The sequence below is a fragment of the Caballeronia mineralivorans PML1(12) genome (genome assembly GCF_001028175.1).
Classification (GTDB): Bacteria; Pseudomonadota; Gammaproteobacteria; order Burkholderiales; family Burkholderiaceae; genus Caballeronia; species Caballeronia mineralivorans.
This window is the reverse complement of the sequence record NZ_AEJF01000176.1, coordinates 55,880-78,627: the sequence shown is the minus strand read 5'-3', so window position 1 is coordinate 78,627 and position 22,748 is coordinate 55,880. Positions and strand designations below refer to the sequence as shown.

Sequence of the window (22,748 nt, the reverse complement as noted above, 5' to 3'; positions counted from 1 at the left end):
TTGCTATGTCGATTTCAGTGCGACGCTTCCCTACCCCTGCTCTTCAAACGCCGCCGCAGCCCGCCCTAACCGGTCGTTCACCGCGCTCCATTCCGCCGATACCGGCAACGTCTCGATCAGGATCCGTTCGACGTCGGCGCGATCGAGCGTACGCAGCAAACCGTACAACTCGCGAGCGTAAGACTGCGGATCGTCCGGTGCGGCGATGAAATGCACGTTCGGCGCTTTTGCCCACTTCCCCGCGCTCGATGTCCGCGCAACCAGCGCCAGCTTCTTGCGGGCATCTAGTGGATGCGCCGCGAGCAACCGTTCCAGCGCCGCGAACGGCAACAAGCTCAGCGGCGTGCGAGGCGCGTAATGCGCCTTCAGCGTGCCGGACGCGCGCGGCGCGCTGGCGTCGCTGCCATCGGGCAGGCGCGGCATCACGCCAAGCACATCCGCGATCTCCAACGGACTCACATGTCCCGGCCTGAGCAGCGCGGGAAAACCACGCGACAGATCCAGAATCGTCGATTCAATGCCCACTTTCGCCGCCCCGCCATCGAGCACATGCACGCTTGCGCCGAATTCATCGCGGACATGCTGCGCCGTGGTCGGGCTGACATGACCGAACCGATTCGCCGATGGCGCCGCCACACCGCCATGACCGTCGCGCATCGTGCTGAAGGCGGTGAGCAGCGCCTGCGCAACCGGGTGCGACGGACAGCGAATCGCGACCGAATCCTGCCCACCGCTGACCGCTGCCGGCACATGCGTGGCGCGCTTCAGGATCAGCGTGAGCGGACCGGGCCAGAAGGCGTCGATGAGTTTCTGCGCATCGGGGACAAGCGTCTCGACCCAGTACGCCGGATCACTGCCGGGCGCGAGATGCACGATCACCGGATGATTCGATGGCCGCCCTTTCGCCGCATAAATCCTCGCAATGGCTTCAGGATTCTCGGCGTCACCGCCTAGTCCGTAGACGGTTTCCGTCGGAAACGCGACGAGCTGGCCGGCGTCGAGCAATGCGGCAGCCTCGTGAATTTGCGCGACGGTGGGAGCGTCGAAAGTCATCAAGGTTAGTCCAGCGGAATGTGCAGCATGCGGGCGCAATCGCGCGCCGCCGTGCGAACTTCTTCCAGCGTGGCCCCGGTGAAATTCACATGGCCCATCTTGCGGCCGGGCCGCGCCTCTTCCTTGCCGTACAGATGCAGCCGCGCAGTCGGCAACGCGATTACGTCGTGCCACGGCGGTGTGCGCGCCTTCGCGCCTTCGAACCAGACATCGCCGAGAATATTCAGCATCGCGGCCGGCGAATGCTGGCGCGTGTCGCCGAGCGGCATGCCGGTCATCGCGCGGACTTGCTGCTCGAACTGGCTCGTCGCGCAGGCATCGACGGTGTAATGGCCGGAATTATGCGGACGCGGCGCCATTTCGTTCGCGATCAGCGTGCCGTCTTCCAGGATGAAAAACTCCACGCACAACACGCCGACGTAATCCAGCTTCGCGGCGATCGTGAGCGCGGCGTCCTGCGCCTGCGCGACGAGCGCGGGCGTTGCGTCGGGAGCGGGCACGACGGTCCTGGCAAGAATCCCGCCGACATGGTGGTTCTGCGCGAGCGGAAATACGGCCGATTTGCCATCGCCGGCGCGCGCGATCAGCACTGAAACCTCGAACTTCAGCGGCATGCGTTTTTCGAGCACGCACGGCACGCCGGCGAGCGAACCGTAAGCGGTGCGCACTTCGTCGACATTGCGCACGCTCGTCTGGCCTTTACCGTCGTAGCCTAGCCGCGCGGTCTTCAGGATCCCGGGCAAGACGGCGGCGATCTGTTGATCGCTCAAAGCGGCCAGTGCTTCCGGCGACTCGATCACCACATGCGGCGCCACCGGCACGCCCGTACTCGCGATAAACCGCTTCTCCGCCACGCGATCCTGCGCAATAGCCACGCATCGGCCGGCCGGGCTGACGAAGGTGGTTTTCGCGAGGAAATCGAGGCTGGCGGACGGCACGTTCTCGAATTCCGTCGATACCGCCGCGCACAAGCGCGCGAGTTCCGTCAGCGCGGAGGGATCGTGGTAGGCGGCGCGCAGGTGTTTATCGGCGACGGAACCTGCCGGACTGGTTTCGTCCGGATCGAGGACCGCCACGCGATAGCCCATGGACTGCGCGGCGAAACAGAACATGCGGCCGAGCTGGCCGCCGCCGACCATGCCGAGCCATGCGCCCGGCTGGATGGGAGAACTGGGTTGGGTCTGTGCGTTCATGGTGTGGAGTCGGTCAGTCGGTCGCGGCCGGAAGTGTTACTTGAAGCTGCTGCTTTTCAGAGCGAGAGCGGCGGGAGGACCATCGCGTGCGCTGCGTCGTTCTGGCGCGTGCGGAATGCGGCGAGTTTGTCAGCGTAGGCGGTTTGGGTGACAGCGAGTATGGAGACCGCGAACAACGCCGCGTTCGCCGCGCCCGCCTCGCCGATGGCAAATGTCGCGACGGGCACGCCCTTGGGCATCTGCACGATCGAATGCAGCGAATCCACGCCCTTCAGATATTTACTCGATACCGGCACGCCCAGCACCGGCACCGTGGTTTTAGCGGCCAGCATGCCCGGCAGATGCGCCGCGCCGCCCGCCCCCGCGATGATCGCGGCCAACCCGCGCGCGCGTGCGCTTTCGGCGTAGGCGAACATCTCGTCGGGCATGCGGTGCGCGGATACGACCTTCGCTTCGTAGGGCACGCCGAATTCCTGCAGGATCGCGACCGCGTTTTTCATCACGTCCCAGTCGGAACTGGAACCCATTAACACGCCGATCAACGGTGCGTCATGCGTGTGGGCCGCGGCGGCGGTCTGGACTTCGCTCATCGTGCTGCATTCCTTTGGGGGTAAACAGGCCTTTGGCAGCCTTTTTCGGGTGATGCGGGTGTTTAGGAGCCGATCGCGTCGAGGTGCGTGGATGCACCCCGAGACCCTTTACGCCAGCGACTGCCCGGTCAAACGCTGCAACGCTTCCTCGTACTTCTCGGCCGTCTTCGCGATCACGTCTTCCGGCAACTTCGGCGCCGGGGGCGTCTTGCCCCACGCTTGTGTTTCGAGCCAGTCGCGCACGAATTGCTTATCGAATGATGGCGGGTTCGTGCCGACCTGATATCCGTCTGCCGGCCAGAAACGCGATGAATCCGCGGTCAGCACTTCGTCCATCAGGAACAGTTCGCCGCGCGTGTCCAGCCCGAATTCGAACTTCGTATCCGCGATGATGATGCCGCGCGTTGCCGCATATTCGGCCGCTTCCTTGTACAGCTTGATGGAAATCTCGCGGATGGTCGCAGACAGTTCCGTGCCGATGCGGCGTTCCATCTCATCGTAGGTGATGTTTTCGTCGTGATGGCCCATTTCGGCCTTCGCTGCCGGCGTGAAAATCGGCTCGGGCAGCTTTTCGGCGTTCTTCAGCCCCGGCGGCAATTCCACGCCGCAGACCGAACCCGTTGCCTGATAGTCCTTCCAGCCGCTGCCGGCCAGATAACCGCGCACGACCGCTTCCACCAGGATCGGCTCCAGGCGCTTCACCACAACGGCGCGGCCTTTGACTTGATCGGCTTCGTCGGCGGCGACGACCGTTGCCGGGTCGATGCCCGTATTGTGGTTCGGCACGATGTGCGAGAGCTTCGCGAACCAGAAATCGGCCATCTGGTTCAGGACGCGGCCTTTGTTCGGAATCGGTTCGCCCATGATCACGTCGAACGCCGACAGACGGTCGGTGGTCACGATCAGGAGCTTGTCGGTGCCAACTGCGTAGTTGTCGCGGACCTTGCCGCGCCCGAGCAGGGGCAACGATTTCAGCGTGGATTCGTACAGCGGGGAATGTGAGGTGGACATCGTCATCTACCGGAAAAGTGCCGCAAATCAGGCTGAGAGAAAAAACCAACGCGCCGTTCCCCGGAATTGCGGGAACGGCGGTTCGTGTCGGCCGGCTCCGTCATGCGCCCGGGGCCGGCCTTTGCATCCATTCTGCATCTCGATGCCCAGTGTCAAACCGGGCGCCAAGCGCGACTCAACGTCATTGTAAACGGGTCGGGCGGACGGACCGGATTTGTCATTCCCGCAGCCACATCGCGGGAAGATTCGAGCAACCGGTATTTTAGGACGGCTATCCCAAAATAGGCCGAGTTCTGAGCCCAGCACCAAGGCCGCCTTCGACGCCGCCCTCGCGCCCAACACCAAGCCGATGACATACCCAAGCCGCGCCGCGCTGTCACAAGCGTTCTGCCTGCCGCGCCAATTGCACGGAATCTGTTACACACGGCAAAACCGAAGCTCAAGCATGCCGGCCTGGCTTGTTGAACGAGACCCGGCCGGCATCAATCCACTTACCTGACGATCTGGGCCAACTCGCCGGACTTGTACTTCTCGGCGATTTTATCGAGCGGGACTGGTTTGATCTTGCTTGCCTGGCCTTCGCAACCGAACTGCATGTAGCGTTCGAGGCAGATCTTCTTCGCGGCTTCGCGGGCCGGTTTCAGGTAATCGCGAGGGTCGAATTTCGACGGATTTTCGCCGAAATAGCGGCGAATTGCACCCGTTATTGCCAGACGCAGGTCGGTATCGATGTTCACCTTGCGTACACCGTGACGGATTCCTTCCTGGATTTCCTCAACCGGCACGCCATAGGTCTCTTTCATGTCGCCGCCGAATTCCCGGATTTCGGCCAGCAGGTCCTGCGGCACCGACGACGATCCGTGCATCACCAAGTGCGTGTTCGGAATGCGCTGGTGAATTTCCTTGATGCGTTGGATGGCGAGGATATCGCCGGTCGGCTTCTTGGTGAACTTATACGCGCCGTGCGACGTACCGATGGCAATTGCCAGCGCATCGCACTGGGTTCTCTTCACGAAGTCGGCGGCTTGTTCGACGTCGGTGAGCAACTGCTCGCGGGTCATGGTGCCTTCGGCGCCGTGGCCGTCTTCCTTGTCGCCCTTCATGGTTTCCAGCGAGCCGAGCACGCCGAGTTCGGCTTCCACCGTCACGCCGATGGAGTGTGCTGCTTCGACCACTTTCCGCGATACATCGACGTTGTATTCATACGATGCGACGCTTTTGCCGTCGGCTTCAAGCGAGCCGTCCATCATTACGCTGGTGAAGCCGCTGCGGATGGCTGCCATGCAGACTGCTGGCGATTGCCCGTGGTCTTGGTGCATCACAACCGGGATATGTGGATACGACTCCACTGCTGCTTCGATCAAGTGACGCAGGAACGCTTCGCCGGCGTATTTCCGCGCGCCGGCGGAGGCTTGCATGATGACCGGTGCGTTGACCTGGTCGGCGGCTGCCATGATCGCCTGTACTTGCTCCAGGTTGTTGACGTTGAACGCCGGAAGCGCGTAGCCGTTTTCAGCCGCGTGATCCAGCAGTTGTCGCATTGATACGAGAGGCATGGGTGAAACTCCTTGAGATGGAACGAAATCTGGGGTCTTGCTCGCGCCGGTGGACCTGAGGGGTGTTGGTTTCGGGTCGGGCTGTTGTTATATGTTGGCTGTTTTTACTATTGGCCACTGTGCGTGGCGACACGTCGGGGGTTGCGTCCGGGGGACTGGGTCACCCCCAGCTCGCCAGACTGACGGATGTTTGAAGCCCGACCTCTCCGAACACGGATACCCACACGCTTCGCCACCAGTGACTGAACCTGCCACAGGTTCACCCCGCGCTATCCGCGTACAACCACCTCAAAAAAGAAGCACGCGGATCACGTAGCCAACCCATCATGAAATGAGGCAACCAGCACACGTGAGGCCGTCATGGTCTGGGGGTCACGGTGCTTGCCCGAGAGCGTTGGGGGCGAAGCGTGTTCGTGTCAGGATTCGCGAGAAGGAGGGGTTCAAACATTATCAAGTCTGGCGAGCACTGTGCTATCAGGTGCCAAAAGCTGAGGCCTGCACGCTAGGGACACTAACTTGCCGATGGTTGGGAGGCGTTTTCTTTGCTTCGTTTCTTTGTCGCTTTGGACAGAAATGACGTGCCGCCATGCGCAGTGGCTAATAGTGAAAAAGAGAACAGCTAACTCACGCAGACCACTAACGCCGAAAGCACCAACCCGGCACCAACCCGGCACCACCCCCGACCACCCGCACCGGCAGACCCAAACCAAACCCGTCCACCGGCGCGAGCGAAAAACCCTGTGCGAACGAAAAACCTAGAACGGATCTCCCACTCGCACAATCTTCATCGCATTAGTCCCGCCGGCCTGCCCCATCGGCTCCCCGACAGTCAACACAACCATATCGCCGCGTGCCGCATAACCCTTCGACACAACCACTTCCAGCGCCTGCTGAAGCGCGACATCACGATCGCTGTTCGTATCCAGGTGCAACGAAGTCACATTCCGATAAAGCGCCATCGTCCGCTCACTCCCCACCCGCGGCGTCAGCGCAAAAATAGGCACATGCGACCAGTGCCGCGACATCCACAGCGCAGTCGCGCCCGACTCAGTCAACGCAACAATCGCCTTCGCACCCAAGTGATAAGCCGTGAACAGCGCACCCATCGCAATCGACTGATCGATCCGCGTGAACGTGCGATCAAGAAAATCCTTGTCGAGCTCGCTCTGCTCCGACTTCTCGGCTTCGAGGCAAATCGCCGCCATCGTCTCGATGGTCGTCACCGGATATTTACCCGCCGCCGTTTCCGCCGACAACATCACCGCATCCGTGCCGTCAAGCACGGCATTCGCCACGTCCGACACCTCAGCGCGGGTCGGCACGGGCGCGTGGATCATCGACTCCATCATCTGCGTGGCCGTGATCACGAACTTGTTCGACTCGCGCGCCATGCGGATCATGCGCTTCTGCAACGCCGGCACAGCCGCATTGCCCACTTCCACCGCCAGATCGCCACGCGCGACCATGATGCCGTCGGAGGCATCGAGAATGCCTTGCAGCGCCGGAATCGCTTCCGCACGCTCGATCTTCGCGATCATCTTCGGCTTGATGCCATACGGCGCACCCGCGATGTTCGCCAGTTGCCGCGCCATTTCCATGTCGGTGGCGTTCTTCGGAAACGACACCGCGACAAAGTCCGCGCCCAGGGACATCGCCGTCTTGATGTCCTCCATGTCCTTCTCGGTCAGCGCCGGCGCCGTAAGACCCCCGCCCTGACGATTGATACCCTTGTTATTCGAGAGATCGCCGCCCACTTTCACCGTGGTGTGAATCTCTTCGCCAATCACGCGAACAACGTCGAGCACGATCAGGCCGTCGTTGAGCAGCAGCACGTCATTCGCGCGCAGATCTCGCGGCAAATCCGGATAGTCCAGGCCGACGCGTTCGTCATTGCCCAGCTCACAGCGGGCGTCGAGGATGAACGGGTTGCCCGCGATCAGCGTGACCTTGCCGTTCTCGAACTTGCCCACGCGAATCTTTGGGCCTTGCAGGTCGGCCATCAGCGCGACTTCGCGGCCGCATTGCTTCGCGGCATCGCGAACGTATTGCGCGCGCTGGCGATGGTCGTCGGCGGTGCCGTGCGAGAAGTTGAAGCGGACCACGTCGAGACCCGCCTGCATCATCTGCAGCAGGATCTCCGGGGAACTGGAAGCGGGGCCGATAGTGGCGACAATCTTTGTAGCGCGATGCATGGAACTCCTCGTCTGGGTGGTATCGCCTGAAACAGCGCTGCGAGTACGGTGTGCCGACGGGGATGAAATTGTCTCCGCCTGCGAACGCGCGCCAGCTCGAGCCAGCGTCGCTTTTTGATCGGTATTCGACATCTGATGGGCGCCCGGAATCAGCGACGCATTCGCGCCACCGATCATGACCGCCGCTTCCTTCCTTATTTCCTGCTTCGTTTCCTGCTTTAAATCCACACCACGCCGGGCAGGCGCTACGACGGACCGCTTCGATTTGCCGGAAGCGCGAGCAGGGCCGGGCTTGACGCCCACCGCCACCCTCGATCCAATCTCCGCGGCCACTGACAAACCTGCATCAGCAACCCACTCTTTCTTATCAGCAGCAACTACGGACTCGGGACGATGGCTCTTCGACGTGGCGCGCTTCATCGGCTCAGGCCCGCGATTCGAGCACTTCCACCGCCGGCAGCGTCTTGCCTTCCAGGAACTCCAGGAACGCGCCGCCGCCAGTCGATATATAGCTGATCTTGTCGTGGATGCCGTACTTCTGGATGGCCGCGAGCGTGTCGCCACCACCTGCAATCGAAAACGCCGACGAGTTCGCGATGGCATCCGCCAGCGTCTTCGTGCCGTTGCCGAACTGATCGAATTCGAACACGCCGACCGGCCCGTTCCACACAATGGTGCCCGCCTTTTCCAACTGCGCGGCAAGCGCCTTGGCGGTGTCCGGACCGATATCGAGGATCAGGTCATCGTCCTGCACTTGATCGACGGCTTTGGTTTCCGCCTTCGCGGTCGCGGCAAATTCCTTCGCAGTCACGACGTCGCTAGGAATCGGCACCGACGCCCCACGCGCACGCGCTTCGCTGATGATGGCCTTGGCTTCATCGACGAGATCCTTCTCCGCCAGCGACTTGCCGATCTTCAACCCCGACGCAAGCATGAACGTATTGGCAATCCCGCCGCCCACGATCAGTTGATCCACCTTCTCCGCCAGCGACTTGAGGATGGTGAGTTTCGTCGATACCTTCGATCCGGCAACGATCGCCACCAGCGGGCGCTTCGGCTCGCCGAGCGCCTTGCCGAGGGCATCGAGTTCGGCGGCAAGCAGCGGGCCGGCGCACGCCACGGCTGCGTATTTCGCGATGCCGTGCGTAGTCGCTTCTGCGCGATGCGCCGTACCGAACGCGTCGTTCACGTAGATATCGCAGAGTTTGGCGAGCTTCTGTGACAACGCATCGTCGTTCTTCTTCTCACCCTTGTTGCAGCGGCAGTTTTCGAGCAGCACGACCTGGCCCGGCTGCACCTGCGCACCGTCGACCCAGTCGGCGATCAGCGGCACATCGCGGCCGAGCAATTCGCCGAGGCGCTTGGCCACCGGCGCGAGCGAATCTTCCGGTTTGAACTGCCCTTCCGTCGGGCGGCCGAGGTGGGACGTAACCATCACGGCCGCGCCCGCTGCCAGCGCTTTTTGAATGGCCGGCACCGAGGCGCGCACGCGCGTGTCTTCAGTGATATTGCCCTGGTCGTCCTGTGGGACGTTGAGATCGGCGCGGATGAAAACACGTTTGCCGGACACTTTGCCTTCGGCGATCAGATCGGTGAAACGCAGTACTTTCGTCATGGGAGTCAGCGTGTGAGCGGGTGATTGGAAAGCGGTTCGGGCGGACGGAAACTGCGAGCGCGGGACTTACGCCAGTGGGCTCACAAGGGTCGCTACGGGGAAATTGACGGTATCAAGGCGGCTTCGACGAGGTGCCGGCGCGAGATCCACGTTGTATGGCGCCACGCTGCACGACGACCGGCGCCGGGCAAACTATTTGAACGATTCGAGGACGATGAAACGAGGTGTGCCGCCACTTTCGCCGACGCCATGGGTGTCCATGCGACGAGGCGTTGCAGCGGAGAATGGAGCGAGTAAAGCTGTTGTGCGGTGACTGCCGGATACACGTTCGACCTCATTCGATACGACAGCGAGAGCGCCATTTTAACCGATACCCATGCCCGTCCAACGCAGGAAACGCAAATCCCCGAGATTCGGGATACCTGACTTTGTGCGCCTTTTCATGACGCGCCGCAACAAAACGCGCGTCAAGCGAACAGCCGCAAGACCGTGAAAACAATCATGCCGACGACAATTGTCCCGAGCATTCCGCGGCGCCACAAGAACCAGGCGAGACCACACAGCGACGCGTACAACGCGTGATTCGAGAACGCGATCGACAGGCCGTTCGGCGTGATGAGCAGGTCGGGCACCACGACGGCGACCAGCGCCGCAGCCGGTGCGTAGCGCAGCGCGCGCTGCACGCGCTCGGGCAGGATCATGCGCTCGCCGCCCATCAGGAATAGCGCGCGCGTGATGCCGGTGATCAGCGCCATGCCGGCTATCGCGAGCCAGACTTGCGCGGCGCTCATCGGGCCCTCCCGGTGTTTTTGGGGCTGGCGACGGCTTTGTCGAGATCGGGTTGTTTGATATCGAGCGAGGGATTCAGCGGCTCGGTTTCGGTGAGACGCGGGGCCGGGCTTTTTGCGCCCGTGGTCTTGCGTCCTGCGCCCATCTTCTCGGCCATGATATCGGCGAAGGTTCCGGCGAGCAGCGCCGCAGCCACCGCCAGCGGCAGCGAAAGCCGATATGGCAGGTCCAGCGTAAGCAGCGCTATCACGCTTGCTACGGCAACAGCGGCCAGCGTGGAGCGCGTCGCTATCGCCGAGACGATCAGCGGAATCAGCGCAAGCGTGCCGGCGAGCTCGAGGCCCCAGTTATCGGGGAAAAGGCTGGCGAGCAGGATTCCCACTATTGATGAAACTTGCCACGAAGACCAGCTCGTCGCCGCCATGCCCCAGAAAAACGCCTCCTTGCCAGGCTGGTAGCCGGTCGGGAAATTGCGTTTCTGGAACATCAGATAAATGATGTCGCCGTTGAAATAGCCGAGCACCAGCCGCCGGTGCAGCGGCAAATAGGCGAAATGCGGCGCGAGCCCCGCGCTGAAAATGACGAAACGCAGGTTGACCATGGCGGCGGTCAGCAGGATGGTCCAGAGCGGCAGCTTGGCGGCGAACAACGGCAGGACGGCGAGTTGCGACGACCCCGCGTAGACCGCGAGCGACATGCCAAGCGCCTGCGGCACGCTCAGCACGGACTTGGCCATCGCGATGCCGGTGACAAGCCCCCACGAGAAGGTGGCCGGAACCGCCGGAGAGAGGGTTTTGACGCCATCGAGAAACGCGCGTCGGTTGAGGTCTGACAGCCGGTCGAACATGGAGATTGGTGCGAGTCGCGGTGTGCCGTGCAGTTGGGCGGTGAAAACTGAAGAACGCGGACTATCCGATAAATCCCGCCGCGGATCGGGCCTGAATCGTGGGCTAAAACGACTGAAAAGCCGCGAGCCGAGCCTTGAATCAAGCCAACCCATTCGGACGGCGGGCTTTCGGACGTCCCTCACGGCTTGCTGTCGAACCGCAACTTTGACTGCACCCTGAGCACATCGCGTGACGGCGAAAGGCGAATTATAGCGTCGTGAAAGGCGCCAAAAGGCCGACTGCGCCCATTTTTTAGTCGAAAAGACGCTAAAATGACGGTCTTTGGTCGCCCGACCGTTTGCGCCGGTTTGCGCTGAAATCCTGAGCGCCGCGCCGGTTCAGCAGGTGAATCAAGCGTGCGAAAACGGACGTGAGCGGGCGACCCACTCATCATGTGCACACAACTCGCCAGGAGAATCGTATGTCAATGGCCGACCGCGACGGCAAGATCTGGATGGATGGCAAGCTGATCGACTGGCGCGACGCCAACATCCACGTGCTCACCCATACGCTGCACTACGGCATGGGCGTTTTTGAAGGCGTGCGCGCCTACAAGACCGGCAACGGCACGTCGATCTTTCGCCTGAAAGACCACACCAAGCGCTTGCTCAACTCCGCCAAGATCTTCCAGATGGAAGTGCCGTTCGACCACGCTACGCTCGAAGCCGCGCAGCTCGAAGTGGTGGCGGTGAACCAGCTGGAATCCTGCTACATCCGGCCGATCATCTGGGTGGGATCGGAGAAACTGGGGGTATCGGCGAAAGGCAACACTATTCACGTCGCGATCGCCGCGTGGCCGTGGGGCGCCTATCTCGGCGACGACGGCCTGGCCAAGGGCATCCGCGTGAAGACATCGTCGTTCACGCGCCATCACGTGAATGTGTCGATGGTCCGCGCCAAAGCGTCCGGTTGGTACGTGAATTCGATCCTGGCAAACCAGGAAGCCGTCACCGACGGTTACGACGAAGCGCTGCTGCTCGACGTCGACGGCTATGTGTCCGAAGGCTCCGGCGAAAACTTCTTCCTGGTGAACAACGGCAAGGTGTACACGCCGGATCTCGCGTCGTGCCTGGACGGCATCACGCGCGACACGGTCATCACGCTCGCGCGCGACTTTGGCATTCCGGTGATCGAAAAACGCATCACCCGCGACGAGGTCTACACCTGTGACGAAGCGTTCTTTACCGGCACAGCCGCTGAAGTCACGCCGATCCGCGAGCTGGACAATCGCACCATCGGCGAAGGCAAGCGCGGCCCGATCACGGAGAAGCTGCAAAGCGCATTCTTCGATATCGTGAGCGGCAAGAACGAGAAGTACGCTGGTTGGCTCGCCCAGGTTAAGTGATTTAGACGCGTAACCCGACGCATGACGTGCGGCGGTGAGCTGTGATCTTGCGGGTCGAAAAATCATGCTCGCCGCGTCCCCAGACTAGAACGAACTGAGATTGCTCATGAGCGAACTGAAGGAAATGCCGCTGGTCCAGTTGTCGGCGAAAGATGTGCCGGCGTTCTGCCCGAACCCCAACATGCCGCGCTGGAGCACGCATCCGCGCGTTTTCCTGGATATCTCGCACGGCGAAGCACGTTGCCCGTATTGCGGCACGCGCTACAAGCTGAAAGACGGCGAAACGATCAAGGGTCATTGAATCCTCGTCTTCGCGGGAAGGCGGCATGGCGGTTTGAACAACGCCTCCCGCTTTCTGCCGCGGCCACCAGCGACGCTGTGCTGCATGCAGCCGACGACGCTGCCGATTTCGGTGCTGTAAAACGCCATGCGCCGGCAGCGCTCGATGAGTTGAAAGCACAGCACGTCGCGCCTCGACGCCGGACCCGCTGGGTGTCGGGCGCCACCCCCCCCAATACCACGACCAGCCCGCCCACACGGCGTGAGCTGCGTTATTTTTGAGACTGGAACTTACATAGATGCGTCGCGCGTTGGTTATCGCACCGAACTGGATCGGTGACGCATTGATGGCGCAGCCGCTGTTTTCGCTGCTGAAGAAGCTGCATCCGCGCATTGTCATCGATGCTGTCGCGCCCGCGTGGGTCGCGCCCGTGCTGGAACGCATGCCCGAGATCCACGACGTCTACGCCACCGATCTCGCCCACGGCAAGCTGCAATTGCTGCGCCGCTGGCAACTCGCGAGCGATCTGCGCGACGTGGGTTACGACGCTGCGTACGTGCTGCCGAATTCGCTGAAATCGGCGCTGATCCCGTGGATGGCGGGTATCAATCTGCGGGTCGGCTATACGGGCGAAAGCCGCTATGGCCTGCTCAACGTGCGGCATGCGAATCCGGCGAAGGGGCAGCGCCCGCCAATGGTCGGCCAGTACGCCGCCCTCGCCTACGCGCCGGGCGCGAAGCTGCCGTGGCTGCAGGAAAACGCCACGGTTCCTATGCCCGTGCCCCGGCTCGATACCGACCTGAACGAAGCGGCACGCGTCTCCGCCCGCTTCAATCTCGATACGCGCGCGCCGCTCGTCGTGTTTTGTCCGGGCGCGGAATACGGTCCGGCGAAACGCTGGCCGCCTGAGCATTTCGCGACGCTCGCGCAGTTCATTGCCCAGTCGTTTCCGTATGCACGGATTGTCGCGCTTGGCTCGCCGAAAGACGCGCCGATTGCCCAGGCTATTGCCGATCGCGCGCCGAACGTGCGCAACCTGTGCGGGCAGACCTCGCTTGGCGAAGCGTGCGCGCTGATCTCGCGTGCCAGCGCGGTGGTCACCAACGATTCCGGCCTGATGCATGTGGCCGCCGCGCTGCGCCGCCCGCTGGTGGCCGTGTTCGGCTCGACCGACCCGCGCCACACGCCGCCCCTGTCCGATCTCGCAAAGGTACAATGGCTGCACCTCGAATGCAGTCCATGCTTTGCCCGCGAGTGTCCGCTGGGCCATCTGAACTGTTTGCGTGAGCTTGGCGCCGAGCAGGTTTTCGGTGATCTGCGCGGCATGTTGATGATGCAGCGCCATTGACCGGGTTTGTGGAAGTGGCTTTGGCGAGACGGCTCAGGGTTTATTGAGCAAACTTGCGAAGGCCACCGAAGGCCGCTTCAAAGACTGCTTCATGACTTCGTCGGAGCAGCGTCAGCAAACCCAGGACCAACGGCGCGGTGCCCGCGTCCTCCCGACTCTCGGTCCGCAGCGCGTTTGCGGTCATGGGCGGACGCTGACATGCTTATGTCCCTAAGCGGGGGCATGCTTTTGAAACTTGACCGAACCGTGGCGCTTCACTGTCCGAAAACATCGGGCGCCATGCATCGACTGTTAGAGACCCACTAGCCATGCCACGTTTTGCCCGCCTCTTCGAAGCCGCTGCCGATACCCTCAACGCCTACTACCAGGCCATTGCGGAGGGCAATATCGACAGCGTGATGGCGCTCTGGATCGACGAGGAATTCGCTACCTTCATCTGCGCGGACGGCTCGCACCTGAGCGGCCTGGACAGTATTCGCGCGGGCCTTTCGGCGCAACTGGAGAGCCGGCCGGTCACAGTCGAGCCACTCGATATCCGCGTCTACGACAGTCTCGGCACCGTGGTCTACGCGATCGCCGAAGCGCATCAGCCGGTCGAACCCAGCAGCACGCCCACGATGGTCTTCAGCACCTATGTGATGGTCCACGAACGTGGGGAATGGCGCATAGCACATATCCACGCTAGTGCGATGCCAGACGAAGCAGCCGGCCAGGTTGCGGCGAAAATGCGACATGGACAAGGTCCGCTGCATTGACATCGGTTTCGCGGGTACGCTAGGCGGAGTAGCCGGCGACCCCGGCTCGAAGATTGCGCTGCCAGATTGACCGGCAGATCAGCCTGCATCCGTTCGCATCCTGTTTGAAGACGCGCCATGAAACGCGATCCTGCTCATCTCATTCCTGACGCTCCGGCGCGGGATTTTCGCTCTGCGCCTGAGCAGAGCGCTTCGGCCGCCCCTGACGCCGCGACTGAACCACTGGCCGAATGGCTGTATCGCGCGCCTCGATGGCTGCCCACCGCCCATGCGCAGACCATCGTGCCGGCGTTATTCGCGCAGCGGCCGGCGGTGAAATACCGGCGGGAACGGTGGACGACGCCGGACGACGATTTCATCGATCTCGACTGGGTGTCTTATGACGCTGCGGGTGGGAACGGCTCAACAGCGGCACAAACACCCCTCTCCCCAGATCCAACCGCACCGCTCTTCGTCCTGTTCCACGGTCTCGAAGGCAACTCCGACTCCCACTATGCACGCGTCCTGATGGCCGAAGCCAAGGCGCGCGGCTGGTTTGGCGTCGTGCCACATTTCCGCAGTTGCGGCGGATCGATGAACCTCTTGCCGCGCTTCTATCATCTCGCCGATAGCGCCGAAGTCGACTGGGTCCTGCGTCGATTGAAGGCGCAGCACGCCGGACCGGTTGTCGCGGCTGGCGTATCGCTCGGCGGCAACGTGCTGCTGCGCTGGCTGTGCGAGCAGGAGCAGGACGCTGCCGCCATTCTCGACGCCGCCGCCGCGATCTCCGCGCCGCTCGATGTCCACGCCGGCGGCAACGCGATATCGCAGGGTTTCGGCATGGTCTACACGCGCAGTTTCCTCAAGACGCTCAAGTGCAAGGCGCTGGCGAAACTCGATCAGTATCCAGGCCTGTTCGACCGCGACGCCATGCTCGCGGCCCGCACCTTGCACGCCTTCGACAACGCCGTGACCGCGCCGCTGCACGGTTTCCGCGATACTGACGACTACTGGACCCGCGCCACCACGCGGCCGTATTTGCCGCGTATCGCCATCCCGACGCTGCTGCTGAACGCCCGCAACGATCCGTTTTTGCCCGGGCGCGTGTTGCCATCGGCGACGGAGGTGTCGGCGGCTGTTACCCTCGATCAACCCGCGCATGGCGGCCACGTCGGTTTTATGACCGGGCCGTTTCCGGGGCGAATCGACTGGTTGTCGCAGCGGGTGTTCGGCTATTTGCAGACGCATGTGCAACACGTGGCAAACCACACGGATTCCAAGCATGGATGAGATTGTCAAACAGGCGCTGGCCAAATGGCCAAACGTCCCGCATTGCACCGGCTGGCTGCTGCTCGACCGGCGCGGTCAGTGGCGCATGCGCGACGACGCCACGCAGGCAGCGGGTCTGCCCGGCGATATCATCCGGCACGAAGCGCTGCTGGGCTTCATCAACCGCAATTACGCCGCCGATGCCGACGGTCAGTGGTTCTTCCAGAACGGCCCGCAGCGCGTGTATGTCGAGCTGGGTTATACGCCGTGGATCGTGCGGCTGAGTGAAGCGGATGGCGCGTTGCGGCTGACCGATCACGCGGGCGGGCGCTTCGCGCCGACGGCGGCATGGCTCGACGATGAAGGCGGTTTGCTTTTCTCCGATGCCCTCCCGGATGCGCCTCACGTTTCGCGCGTCGCTGCGTTGCATGATCACGATCTCGATCTGTTTTCGACACACGCCGATCTCGACGATACCGGGGGCGTGTTCCATTTCGCGGCTGGCGTAGATCTGAAGTTGCTGCGCATCGCGCGAGCTGATGTGCAGCACACGTTTGGGTTTATCGCGAGCCCGGCGGCGAAAGCGGCGGCCTCCTAAAGCCTCCTAACTATCGTCCTTCTCCAGCTCGCGCTCTTCCTTGTAGCGCGTCTCGAAGTCACGCAGACGCGCTGAAATCGTCGATAAATCGTAGAAACTCGCGCTCTTGAGATCGCGGGCGGCCTGCAATTGCCGGATCGCCGATGGCCACGCGCCGTCGAGTGCAAGCTTCTCGGCCATCGCGCGATGCTGCTGCATCGGATCGTTTGCGCCGGCGCTCGCCTGCGCCAGATATCGCCACCAGTCGGGCTGAGCGGGATCGGCGCGGGTTTCGCTGCGGGCGAGCGCTTGGGCTTCGGTGAAACGATGCGCGGATAACAGCGCCTGCAAATGGGTCTCGATGGCAGCGTGGGACTCGTGCCAGCGCTGCTGCGCGATCTCGGCGAGATGCACGGCGTCGTCGTTACGACCCGATAAGCGCGCGATCTCGGCGGCGAGGACATCGAGGCTTGGGGAACTGCGAATGGGCGGGCGTGTAGCGACGATGGTGCCGAGGTTCACGATATTGGCCGGCGTGCGCGAGGCGTTAAGCGATGCCAAAGCCGCACTGGCTGGGGAAGCGACGTTGATTGGCGGTGCGGTCTTGGCTGAAGGGGAGATAGCGATGAGGCTTGCGTCGCTTTTTGCGGCGGCTCTGGATAGTTCCGGCGTGCCCGTCTCCTTCGCTGTGGTTCGGCGTGCCTCAGCCGATACCGGCCGTGCACCTGACTCGCGTTTTGCAGATCGCGCACCGGCGCCCGAATCCCCCTCTCCCGCGTTGCTTTCGAACGCACGGCGCGCTTCGCCGAGCGCTTCGGTCGCAGCACCGTAGTCGCTCAAAAGAGTCTGCGCGAGCGCAATTCCATACCAGTTCGCCGATACATTCAGCGCAGTTTGATCGTCGATTTCAGAGCGCAAGCGGCTGGCAATATCGCGATATTCACTCGCCGAATTCACCTGCAGCACGCGCGCCCGCGCCCGCACGAAACCGTACTCCGAACTCTGATGCGGCTGCCGATATGACACCCGGCGCGCCCGGTCCTCCATATCGGCCATTCGTTCGCCGGTGAGCGGATGCGTGCGCAGATACGGGGGCAGGCCGTTCTCGCCCATGGCGGTGCGGTCAAGCCGGGCGAAAAAGGCGACCATTGCGTAGGGATCGTAACCGGCTGCGCTGAGCATCTGAAAACCGACGCGGTCCGCCTCGTGTTCCGCCGCCCGCGAAAACCGCAACTGGCTGTCGAACGCGAACGCCTGTCCACCCATCGCGATGCCCATGCCCAGATCGCCGCTATGGGCCACCACGCCCGCCAGCACGCCGAACAGCATGGCGGCGAGCGCGGCGTAACCGCTGCGCTCGCTCGTGCCCATCATCCGGGCGATGTGCCTCTGCAGCACGTGCCCCATCTCGTGCCCGATCACCGACGCCAGCTCCGACTCCGTCTGACTCGTCGCAATCAAGCCCGTGTTCACGCCGATAAAACCGCCGGGCATCGAGAACGCGTTGATCTGCGAATCGCGGACGGGGAAAAGATCGAAGTCCGGCAGATAGCTGCCGAGGTACTGCGTCTCCGCCGCTGCGGATAGCCGCGTCGCGATCGAATTCAGGTAGTCGCGGATGAGCCAGTCATCGAGGTAATCGGGATCGCGGCGCAGGTCGCGCATCAAACGCTCGCCGAGGCGGCGTTCGGCTTGTGGGGTGAGCGTGCCGCCGGAACCATCGCCAAGATCGGGGAGCTGAAGCGCGTTCATCGATGACTGGAGACCCGCCTTTTCGCCCGGGCGGTTGGCGAAACGGGTTTCGGCGCCACCGTAGAGGCCGAAGACGTTGGCGTCGATGGTGGCTGTGGGGGTGGTTGGGCTTGTTGGTGCGGTTGTCGCCCCACCCGCCGACTGCGCACCTAAACCCGCTCCCGCTTGCGCGAACGCGCTGGGAGGCAGGGCCACGGTCAGGCACAACACAGCGGCGATTAAACGGTTTGGACGCATGGCAAACTTTTGCTATACGGTCGCCTGGTTGGCGACCGCCCATCGGCTGAAAAACGCGGCGAACGGAATGCGAAATCTGCTTGAAAGGCTTATCGTAGCAGCGTGAGCGCGTCTGAACCACCGGCGCGCCGCTGTTATGATGAGCGCCCGTTGCAAGGAGAGGTTATGTCCGGACTTACACATTTCGATGCTTCTGGCGAAGCGCACATGGTCGATGTCGGCGACAAAAGCGAGACGCACCGCGTAGCCGTGGCGCGCGGTTCAATCGCGATGCTGCCCGCTACGCTCGCGCTGATCCGCGACGGCAAGGCTAAAAAAGGCGATGTGCTCGGCGTCGCGCGCATCGCAGCGATCCAGGGCGCGAAACGGACCTCCGATTTGATCCCGCTATGCCATCCGCTGGCGTTGACGCGGGTAGTGGTGGATTTTTCCATCGATGAAAACCTGCCCGGCGTGTTTTGCGAAGTCCGTGTGGAAACGGTCGGGCGCACGGGCGTGGAGATGGAAGCGCTCACCGCCGTTCAGGTGGGACTGTTGACGGTTTATGACATGTGCAAGGCGGTAGATCGTGGGATGACCATTAACAACGTGCGCGTGATGGAGAAGCACGGGGGGAAATCGGGGGATTGGGTGGCGGGGAGTTGATCAAAGGGCGTTTGCATTTCGCCGTGGGCATCGCCCCGTGGCAAATCACTTTCGCTGGTCAGCAATCAAGCTCGTTTAGTCGAGAAAAAGGCGGTTCCAACGCAAGTCGGAACCGCCTTTATTTTCATCAACGATCAAGCCAGCTCACTCATCCCCATCATCGCTGTCATCGTCGTTCGCCTTCGGCGCGGGCACGCCATACATCTTCACTAGCTCAGCTTTAAACCCGGCGAGCGGCTTGCCCTGATCGTCGATTAACTGATAAACGTCCGCCAGTTGCTGCGGCCAGTCGTGAAGCTCGGTGGAGAAGATCTTCAGGCGAGCGATAGTATCAAGTCCATCCTGCGTCTGTCCGGCCAGCGCCTGTAACACCGCATAACGGCGCAGCACGGTTTCCCCGGGCAATAACGCAAGCGCCTGACGATGCATCCCGAGCTTGGCCGCGAGGTTCTGACTGTTCATCGGCAGCAGCGTCGCGGCACCGTACTCGCCCCAGGCCCCAAACAAAAACGACGGATCTGCACGATATTGCTCAGCCGGCTGGCTACCGTAATAAAGCACTTCCGAACGGTTGTAGTCGCGCAAGATGGGATACAGCGAAGCCAACCCGAGCACGACCAAAACCACGTACATCCCATAGGAAAATGAACGCGATACCAGGCGCAACGGCCGCGTCTCAAGCAAACCGAAAATCAGCATCGCGGGCATCAGATAGAACATGTACTGCTGCGGATACTCAACCAGCGCATGCATCATCAGCACGCCCAGCAGCGAAAGCGCAAAAATCCGCGCCGGCGTGTGCCGCGCGCGCAGCACGCGCACGAGCCAGCACACCACGCTGAACAACACGATCGCCATGCCGAGCAGACCCGTTTTCGCAAGCAAGTCGATGAAGATATCGTGCGAATTATTCGCAATCTCCACACCGCCAAGCTCCCGCACGAATTCGAACTGATGCAGCGGAAACTCGCCCCAACCGACACCCAGCAAAGGATGCGTGAGGAACATGGTCCAGCCGTACTTCCAGAGTGCAAGCCGCGGCGCGATCTGATTCGCGTCCTGCATCCGTTCTGCCGCCGACTGGCTAAGTTCGAGCTGATAACGCAAGTTCGCCCAGCGAATCGCGGCATTCACGGCGAAGAACAACACGAGCAGCACGATCGGAATCAGCCACGCGCGGGTTTTGCGACGAGTAGTGCTGTTCGAGGGAGCATCCGGATCGTCGGCCACGGTCGAACAGCTCTGAATGAAGGCCATCCAGAATCCCCCGACGGCGATCACGCCCATCTGCAGCCACGGTCCACGTGACACGGTCAACGCGAGCCCTGCTGAAAATATCGCGGAGAGGACGAGCCATACGATCACCGGCAGCCGTCGTGTCTGGACGAGATACAGCGCGCCCGCCGTTGCGAACGCAATGTAGGTGGCGAGGTGATTCGCCTGCGCCATGTTGCCGAACGGCCGCCGTTCGATCACGACGTTGTAGACAACCACGAATGGCGAAAACTTCGCTTCCATATGAAACAACTGCACGACCTGACAGAACACGGCGAACAGGCCACCAACGATCAACGCCGCCGCACCCCAGCGCAACGCCTTCTCGCCGAGACCCGCTCGCGCGAAGCCATAACCGGTATGCACTGCGATAAACGACGCCAGCAAATAACCGCCGCCGAGCCAGTTCATCGATGGCTGCGCGAGCGGCAACACCACCGTCTGCGCCACGAGCAGCAAGCCGAGCACCAGCGGCATCAACGCGATGACCGGTGTAGCGAACGGCACACGCGGTTCGGACAGACGCACGATCAGCACCATCGCCCCACCGAGCACCAGGAATAACGCCAGCGCGCTGAACTCGGCGTAGAAGGTCGGAATGGGATAGGTGTGGTTGACGACCGCGAACGGGATCGTCAATGCCAGACAGAGGACAGCAAGAGAAAGGTAGCGGGCAATGTTTGAAGGCATGTGGGGTCGGGAACGTCGGCAACCGGCGCACTATACAAAAAATTACCCATGCTGTGCGGCACGTGGCATGAAATGCGCCGAAATCACCGTCATTCGTGGAAATTCCGTGGTGGTTTCGGCGAAACGTCCGGGCTATCCGCACATCCGCGTGCTCGCTCAGAGGCGTCAGCACCTCGATTGACGCGATTACGGTTTCATGCGGCCAGCCTTTCAGCTCGTTACGTCCGGCATTCCGGCGGTGCGAGATTGGGCGGCAACGTGGGTGCTTCCGAGGGTGACGGACCCGGACCCGGCGCGGGCAAAGAGGATGCCGTTTTCGTGGCGGCGAAACACTCCCAAGTGATCGATCCCGCCTGAACCGAACCCTTCGTCAGAACGGTTCGCGCAGTTGGCGTCTCGGCGTTGTCCGGTGTCAAAGGCACGAGCACAAGCGTATTCGATCCCACTGGCGCGACGCGCGTGGAAAACGCGATGGTGATTTGCCCGTTGGGGTCGTCGACGTGAATCGATTCGACGTTTCGAGTCCCCGGTGGTGAGGCATATCCGCCACCCAGTTCTGACCCGCTCGCGGCATTCTCCGCCACCGCCAGCCGCGCCGACGATGCCAGCGACAACCCCTCACCCACCCGGCTGCGCGCCAGATAATCCTGATACGCCAGAATGGCATACGCCGCGACCACACCGACGATCGCCAGCACGATCATCAACTCGATCAACGTAAAACCCATCCCGAAGCGCCTTAACTTGCCGCGCATGAGAAGTCTTCGAAACCACGCTTGGCCGCCATCTACACTCTTGAACCTGCACACCGCTACTGTCATCGCTGAACTCCCAAAAAGACGAAGCGCCTGGTTGCGTAATGCAATCCAGACGCTTCGATCTTATTGAGCCCAGCGGAGCCTTGGCAGTCAGCCGAACGGCCAACGCACAAGCCCAAAATCAGTGCGCGGCTTTCGATTCCGCGGCCTGCACGCGCCGACGAAAGTACCAGCCGACGGCCAGCACCAACACCGCCCCCGCCACGCGCGCAGCGTACTCGGCGCTCGGCACGTTCAGCGCGGGCCAGCGGTCGATGAACGGATCGTCGATGATCAACCCGCCCGCGATCCACCCAAGCAAACCAGCGCCAAGTGCAATCACGATCGGGAACTTGTCGAGCAGCTTCAGCACCAGTGTGCTGCCCCACACGATCAACGGAATGCTCACGAGCAGCCCGAAGACGACCAGCGCAAACCGATGCTGCGGATCGGCCGCTTCCGCGGCACCTGCAATCGCTATAACGTTGTCGAGGCTCATCACGGCATCGGCCACGATGATCGTCTTGATGGCAGCCCAGAGTTGGTCGGACGGTTTGATATTCGGGTCGCTGTGATCCGGCATCATCAACTTCACGCCGATCCACAACAGCATCAAGCCGCCGACGAACTTGAGGAACGGGATATCGAGCAGCAGCACCGCGAACGAGATCAGCGCAACCCGCAGCACGATGGCTCCGAGCGTGCCAAGCAGCACGCCGCGGGTGCGTTGTTCAGCCGGTAAATTCCTGCAGGCGAGCGCGATGACGACGGCGTTATCGCCGCCAAGAAGGATATCGATGACGATGATCTGTAGAACAGCGCCCCAATGGAGCGTGGCGAAAAATTCGAGCATGAAAAAACCGGTGAACGACAGCGACAGAAAGGACGCGCAATAAAAAAGCGGGGAAGCCTG

21 protein-coding genes are annotated in these 22,748 nt (G+C 62.1%); 8 read left to right on the top strand and 13 right to left on the bottom strand.

Going from position 1 to position 22,748, the window contains the following annotated elements; translation table 11 throughout:
* Window positions 1-30: 30 nt before the first annotated feature.
* From EOS_RS30095 to EOS_RS30055, 9 genes are all read right to left on the bottom strand, one after another.
* Complete coding sequence (locus tag EOS_RS30095) at window positions 31-1,053, bottom strand: L-threonylcarbamoyladenylate synthase (protein WP_047895841.1); 1,023 nt, start codon at window positions 1,051-1,053, stop codon at window positions 31-33.
* A gap of 5 nt (window positions 1,054-1,058) precedes the next feature.
* Window positions 1,059-2,246 carry a 5-(carboxyamino)imidazole ribonucleotide synthase gene (locus tag EOS_RS30090; protein WP_047895840.1) on the bottom strand — a complete coding sequence of 396 codons (1,188 nt, stop codon included), beginning with the start codon at window positions 2,244-2,246 and terminating at the stop codon, window positions 1,059-1,061.
* A gap of 56 nt (window positions 2,247-2,302) precedes the next feature.
* Window positions 2,303-2,836 (bottom strand): 5-(carboxyamino)imidazole ribonucleotide mutase, encoded by a 534-nt coding sequence (gene purE / locus EOS_RS30085; RefSeq protein ID WP_047895839.1) that lies wholly within the window; start codon window positions 2,834-2,836, stop codon window positions 2,303-2,305.
* 108 nt (window positions 2,837-2,944) lie between these two features.
* A complete protein-coding gene (locus EOS_RS30080; RefSeq protein ID WP_047895867.1) occupies window positions 2,945-3,847 on the bottom strand; it encodes a phosphoribosylaminoimidazolesuccinocarboxamide synthase in 903 nt (300 codons plus the stop codon).
* Between the two features lie 491 nt (window positions 3,848-4,338).
* Entirely contained in the window at window positions 4,339-5,403 is a 1,065-nt protein-coding gene (gene fba / locus EOS_RS30075; protein WP_047895838.1) for a class II fructose-bisphosphate aldolase, read from the bottom strand.
* A 755-nt stretch (window positions 5,404-6,158) separates the two neighbouring features.
* Window positions 6,159-7,595, bottom strand: a complete 1,437-nt coding sequence (gene pyk / locus EOS_RS30070) for a pyruvate kinase (RefSeq protein ID WP_047895866.1) — start codon at window positions 7,593-7,595, stop codon at window positions 6,159-6,161.
* Between the two features lie 424 nt (window positions 7,596-8,019).
* Complete coding sequence (locus EOS_RS30065; RefSeq protein ID WP_047895837.1) at window positions 8,020-9,210, bottom strand: phosphoglycerate kinase; 1,191 nt, start codon at window positions 9,208-9,210, stop codon at window positions 8,020-8,022.
* 467 nt (window positions 9,211-9,677) lie between these two features.
* Window positions 9,678-10,001: an AzlD domain-containing protein gene (locus EOS_RS30060; protein ID WP_047895836.1), complete on the bottom strand. Its 324-nt coding sequence runs from the start codon at window positions 9,999-10,001 to the stop codon at window positions 9,678-9,680.
* Window positions 9,998-10,846, bottom strand: a complete 849-nt coding sequence (locus tag EOS_RS30055; protein WP_082163561.1) for an AzlC family ABC transporter permease — start codon at window positions 10,844-10,846, stop codon at window positions 9,998-10,000. Before EOS_RS30055 ends, EOS_RS30060 begins: the two co-directional genes overlap by 4 nt.
* 461 nt (window positions 10,847-11,307) lie before the next feature.
* Here EOS_RS30055 and EOS_RS30050 point away from each other — a divergent pair, with 461 nt between their 5' ends.
* The 7 genes from EOS_RS30050 to EOS_RS30025 all read left to right on the top strand — a co-directional run bounded on the left by EOS_RS30050 (window position 11,308) and on the right by EOS_RS30025 (window position 16,460).
* Window positions 11,308-12,231: a branched-chain amino acid transaminase gene (locus tag EOS_RS30050; protein ID WP_047895835.1), complete on the top strand. Its 924-nt coding sequence runs from the start codon at window positions 11,308-11,310 to the stop codon at window positions 12,229-12,231.
* 106 nt (window positions 12,232-12,337) lie between these two features.
* Window positions 12,338-12,532 (top strand): zinc-finger domain-containing protein, encoded by a 195-nt coding sequence (locus EOS_RS30045; protein ID WP_047895834.1) that lies wholly within the window; start codon window positions 12,338-12,340, stop codon window positions 12,530-12,532.
* Entirely contained in the window at window positions 12,529-12,792 is a 264-nt protein-coding gene (locus EOS_RS46485; RefSeq protein ID WP_152693194.1) for a hypothetical protein, read from the top strand. Before EOS_RS30045 ends, EOS_RS46485 begins: the two co-directional genes overlap by 4 nt.
* A 17-nt stretch (window positions 12,793-12,809) precedes the next feature.
* Window positions 12,810-13,859, top strand: coding sequence for a lipopolysaccharide heptosyltransferase II (gene waaF / locus EOS_RS30040; protein WP_047895833.1), 1,050 nt, complete (start codon window positions 12,810-12,812; stop codon window positions 13,857-13,859).
* A gap of 308 nt (window positions 13,860-14,167) precedes the next feature.
* Window positions 14,168-14,614: a nuclear transport factor 2 family protein gene (locus EOS_RS30035; protein WP_047895832.1), complete on the top strand. Its 447-nt coding sequence runs from the start codon at window positions 14,168-14,170 to the stop codon at window positions 14,612-14,614.
* A 117-nt stretch (window positions 14,615-14,731) separates the two neighbouring features.
* Entirely contained in the window at window positions 14,732-15,883 is a 1,152-nt protein-coding gene (locus EOS_RS30030) for a YheT family hydrolase (protein WP_047895831.1), read from the top strand.
* Window positions 15,876-16,460, top strand: a complete 585-nt coding sequence (locus tag EOS_RS30025; RefSeq protein ID WP_047895830.1) for a DUF2946 family protein — start codon at window positions 15,876-15,878, stop codon at window positions 16,458-16,460. Before EOS_RS30030 ends, EOS_RS30025 begins: the two co-directional genes overlap by 8 nt.
* A 6-nt stretch (window positions 16,461-16,466) precedes the next feature.
* Here the strand turns inward: EOS_RS30025 and EOS_RS30020 are convergent, their stop codons facing one another.
* A complete protein-coding gene (locus EOS_RS30020; RefSeq protein ID WP_047895829.1) occupies window positions 16,467-18,428 on the bottom strand; it encodes a M48 family metalloprotease in 1,962 nt (653 codons plus the stop codon).
* 165 nt (window positions 18,429-18,593) lie between these two features.
* Between EOS_RS30020 and moaC the strand changes: the two genes are divergently transcribed.
* Window positions 18,594-19,073, top strand: coding sequence for a cyclic pyranopterin monophosphate synthase MoaC (moaC, locus tag EOS_RS30015; RefSeq protein WP_047895828.1), 480 nt, complete (start codon window positions 18,594-18,596; stop codon window positions 19,071-19,073).
* Window positions 19,074-19,217: 144 nt separating this feature from the next.
* On the opposite strand, the gene EOS_RS30010 is transcribed toward moaC, so the two are convergent.
* The 3 genes from EOS_RS30010 to EOS_RS30000 all read right to left on the bottom strand — a co-directional run bounded on the left by EOS_RS30010 (window position 19,218) and on the right by EOS_RS30000 (window position 22,688).
* Window positions 19,218-21,038, bottom strand: a complete 1,821-nt coding sequence (locus EOS_RS30010) for a PglL family O-oligosaccharyltransferase (RefSeq protein ID WP_047895827.1) — start codon at window positions 21,036-21,038, stop codon at window positions 19,218-19,220.
* Window positions 21,039-21,256: 218 nt separating this feature from the next.
* Complete coding sequence (locus EOS_RS30005; protein ID WP_326972955.1) at window positions 21,257-21,793, bottom strand: pilin; 537 nt, start codon at window positions 21,791-21,793, stop codon at window positions 21,257-21,259.
* 184 nt (window positions 21,794-21,977) lie between these two features.
* Window positions 21,978-22,688: a TerC family protein gene (locus tag EOS_RS30000; protein ID WP_047895825.1), complete on the bottom strand. Its 711-nt coding sequence runs from the start codon at window positions 22,686-22,688 to the stop codon at window positions 21,978-21,980.
* Window positions 22,689-22,748 lie beyond the last annotated feature (60 nt).

What these genes read in the sequence shown, in the direction of transcription:
- EOS_RS30095 (WP_047895841.1), bottom strand. Translation starts at nt 1,053, where the DNA reads ATGACTTTCGACGCTCCCACCGTCGCGCAAATTCACGAGGCTGCCGCA.
- EOS_RS30090 (WP_047895840.1), bottom strand. Translation starts at nt 2,246, where the DNA reads ATGAACGCACAGACCCAACCCAGTTCTCCCATCCAGCCGGGCGCATGG.
- purE (WP_047895839.1), bottom strand. Translation starts at nt 2,836, where the DNA reads ATGAGCGAAGTCCAGACCGCCGCCGCGGCCCACACGCATGACGCACCG.
- EOS_RS30080 (WP_047895867.1), bottom strand. Translation starts at nt 3,847, where the DNA reads ATGTCCACCTCACATTCCCCGCTGTACGAATCCACGCTGAAATCGTTG.
- fba (WP_047895838.1), bottom strand. Translation starts at nt 5,403, where the DNA reads ATGCCTCTCGTATCAATGCGACAACTGCTGGATCACGCGGCTGAAAAC.
- pyk (WP_047895866.1), bottom strand. Translation starts at nt 7,595, where the DNA reads ATGCATCGCGCTACAAAGATTGTCGCCACTATCGGCCCCGCTTCCAGT.
- EOS_RS30065 (WP_047895837.1), bottom strand. Translation starts at nt 9,210, where the DNA reads ATGACGAAAGTACTGCGTTTCACCGATCTGATCGCCGAAGGCAAAGTG.
- EOS_RS30060 (WP_047895836.1), bottom strand. Translation starts at nt 10,001, where the DNA reads ATGAGCGCCGCGCAAGTCTGGCTCGCGATAGCCGGCATGGCGCTGATC.
- EOS_RS30055 (WP_082163561.1), bottom strand. Translation starts at nt 10,846, where the DNA reads ATGTTCGACCGGCTGTCAGACCTCAACCGACGCGCGTTTCTCGATGGC.
- EOS_RS30050 (WP_047895835.1), top strand. Translation starts at nt 11,308, where the DNA reads ATGTCAATGGCCGACCGCGACGGCAAGATCTGGATGGATGGCAAGCTG.
- EOS_RS30045 (WP_047895834.1), top strand. Translation starts at nt 12,338, where the DNA reads ATGAGCGAACTGAAGGAAATGCCGCTGGTCCAGTTGTCGGCGAAAGAT.
- waaF (WP_047895833.1), top strand. Translation starts at nt 12,810, where the DNA reads ATGCGTCGCGCGTTGGTTATCGCACCGAACTGGATCGGTGACGCATTG.
- EOS_RS30035 (WP_047895832.1), top strand. Translation starts at nt 14,168, where the DNA reads ATGCCACGTTTTGCCCGCCTCTTCGAAGCCGCTGCCGATACCCTCAAC.
- EOS_RS30030 (WP_047895831.1), top strand. Translation starts at nt 14,732, where the DNA reads ATGAAACGCGATCCTGCTCATCTCATTCCTGACGCTCCGGCGCGGGAT.
- EOS_RS30025 (WP_047895830.1), top strand. Translation starts at nt 15,876, where the DNA reads ATGGATGAGATTGTCAAACAGGCGCTGGCCAAATGGCCAAACGTCCCG.
- EOS_RS30020 (WP_047895829.1), bottom strand. Translation starts at nt 18,428, where the DNA reads ATGCGTCCAAACCGTTTAATCGCCGCTGTGTTGTGCCTGACCGTGGCC.
- moaC (WP_047895828.1), top strand. Translation starts at nt 18,594, where the DNA reads ATGTCCGGACTTACACATTTCGATGCTTCTGGCGAAGCGCACATGGTC.
- EOS_RS30010 (WP_047895827.1), bottom strand. Translation starts at nt 21,038, where the DNA reads ATGCCTTCAAACATTGCCCGCTACCTTTCTCTTGCTGTCCTCTGTCTG.
- EOS_RS30005 (WP_326972955.1), bottom strand. Translation starts at nt 21,793, where the DNA reads ATGCGCGGCAAGTTAAGGCGCTTCGGGATGGGTTTTACGTTGATCGAG.
- EOS_RS30000 (WP_047895825.1), bottom strand. Translation starts at nt 22,688, where the DNA reads ATGCTCGAATTTTTCGCCACGCTCCATTGGGGCGCTGTTCTACAGATC.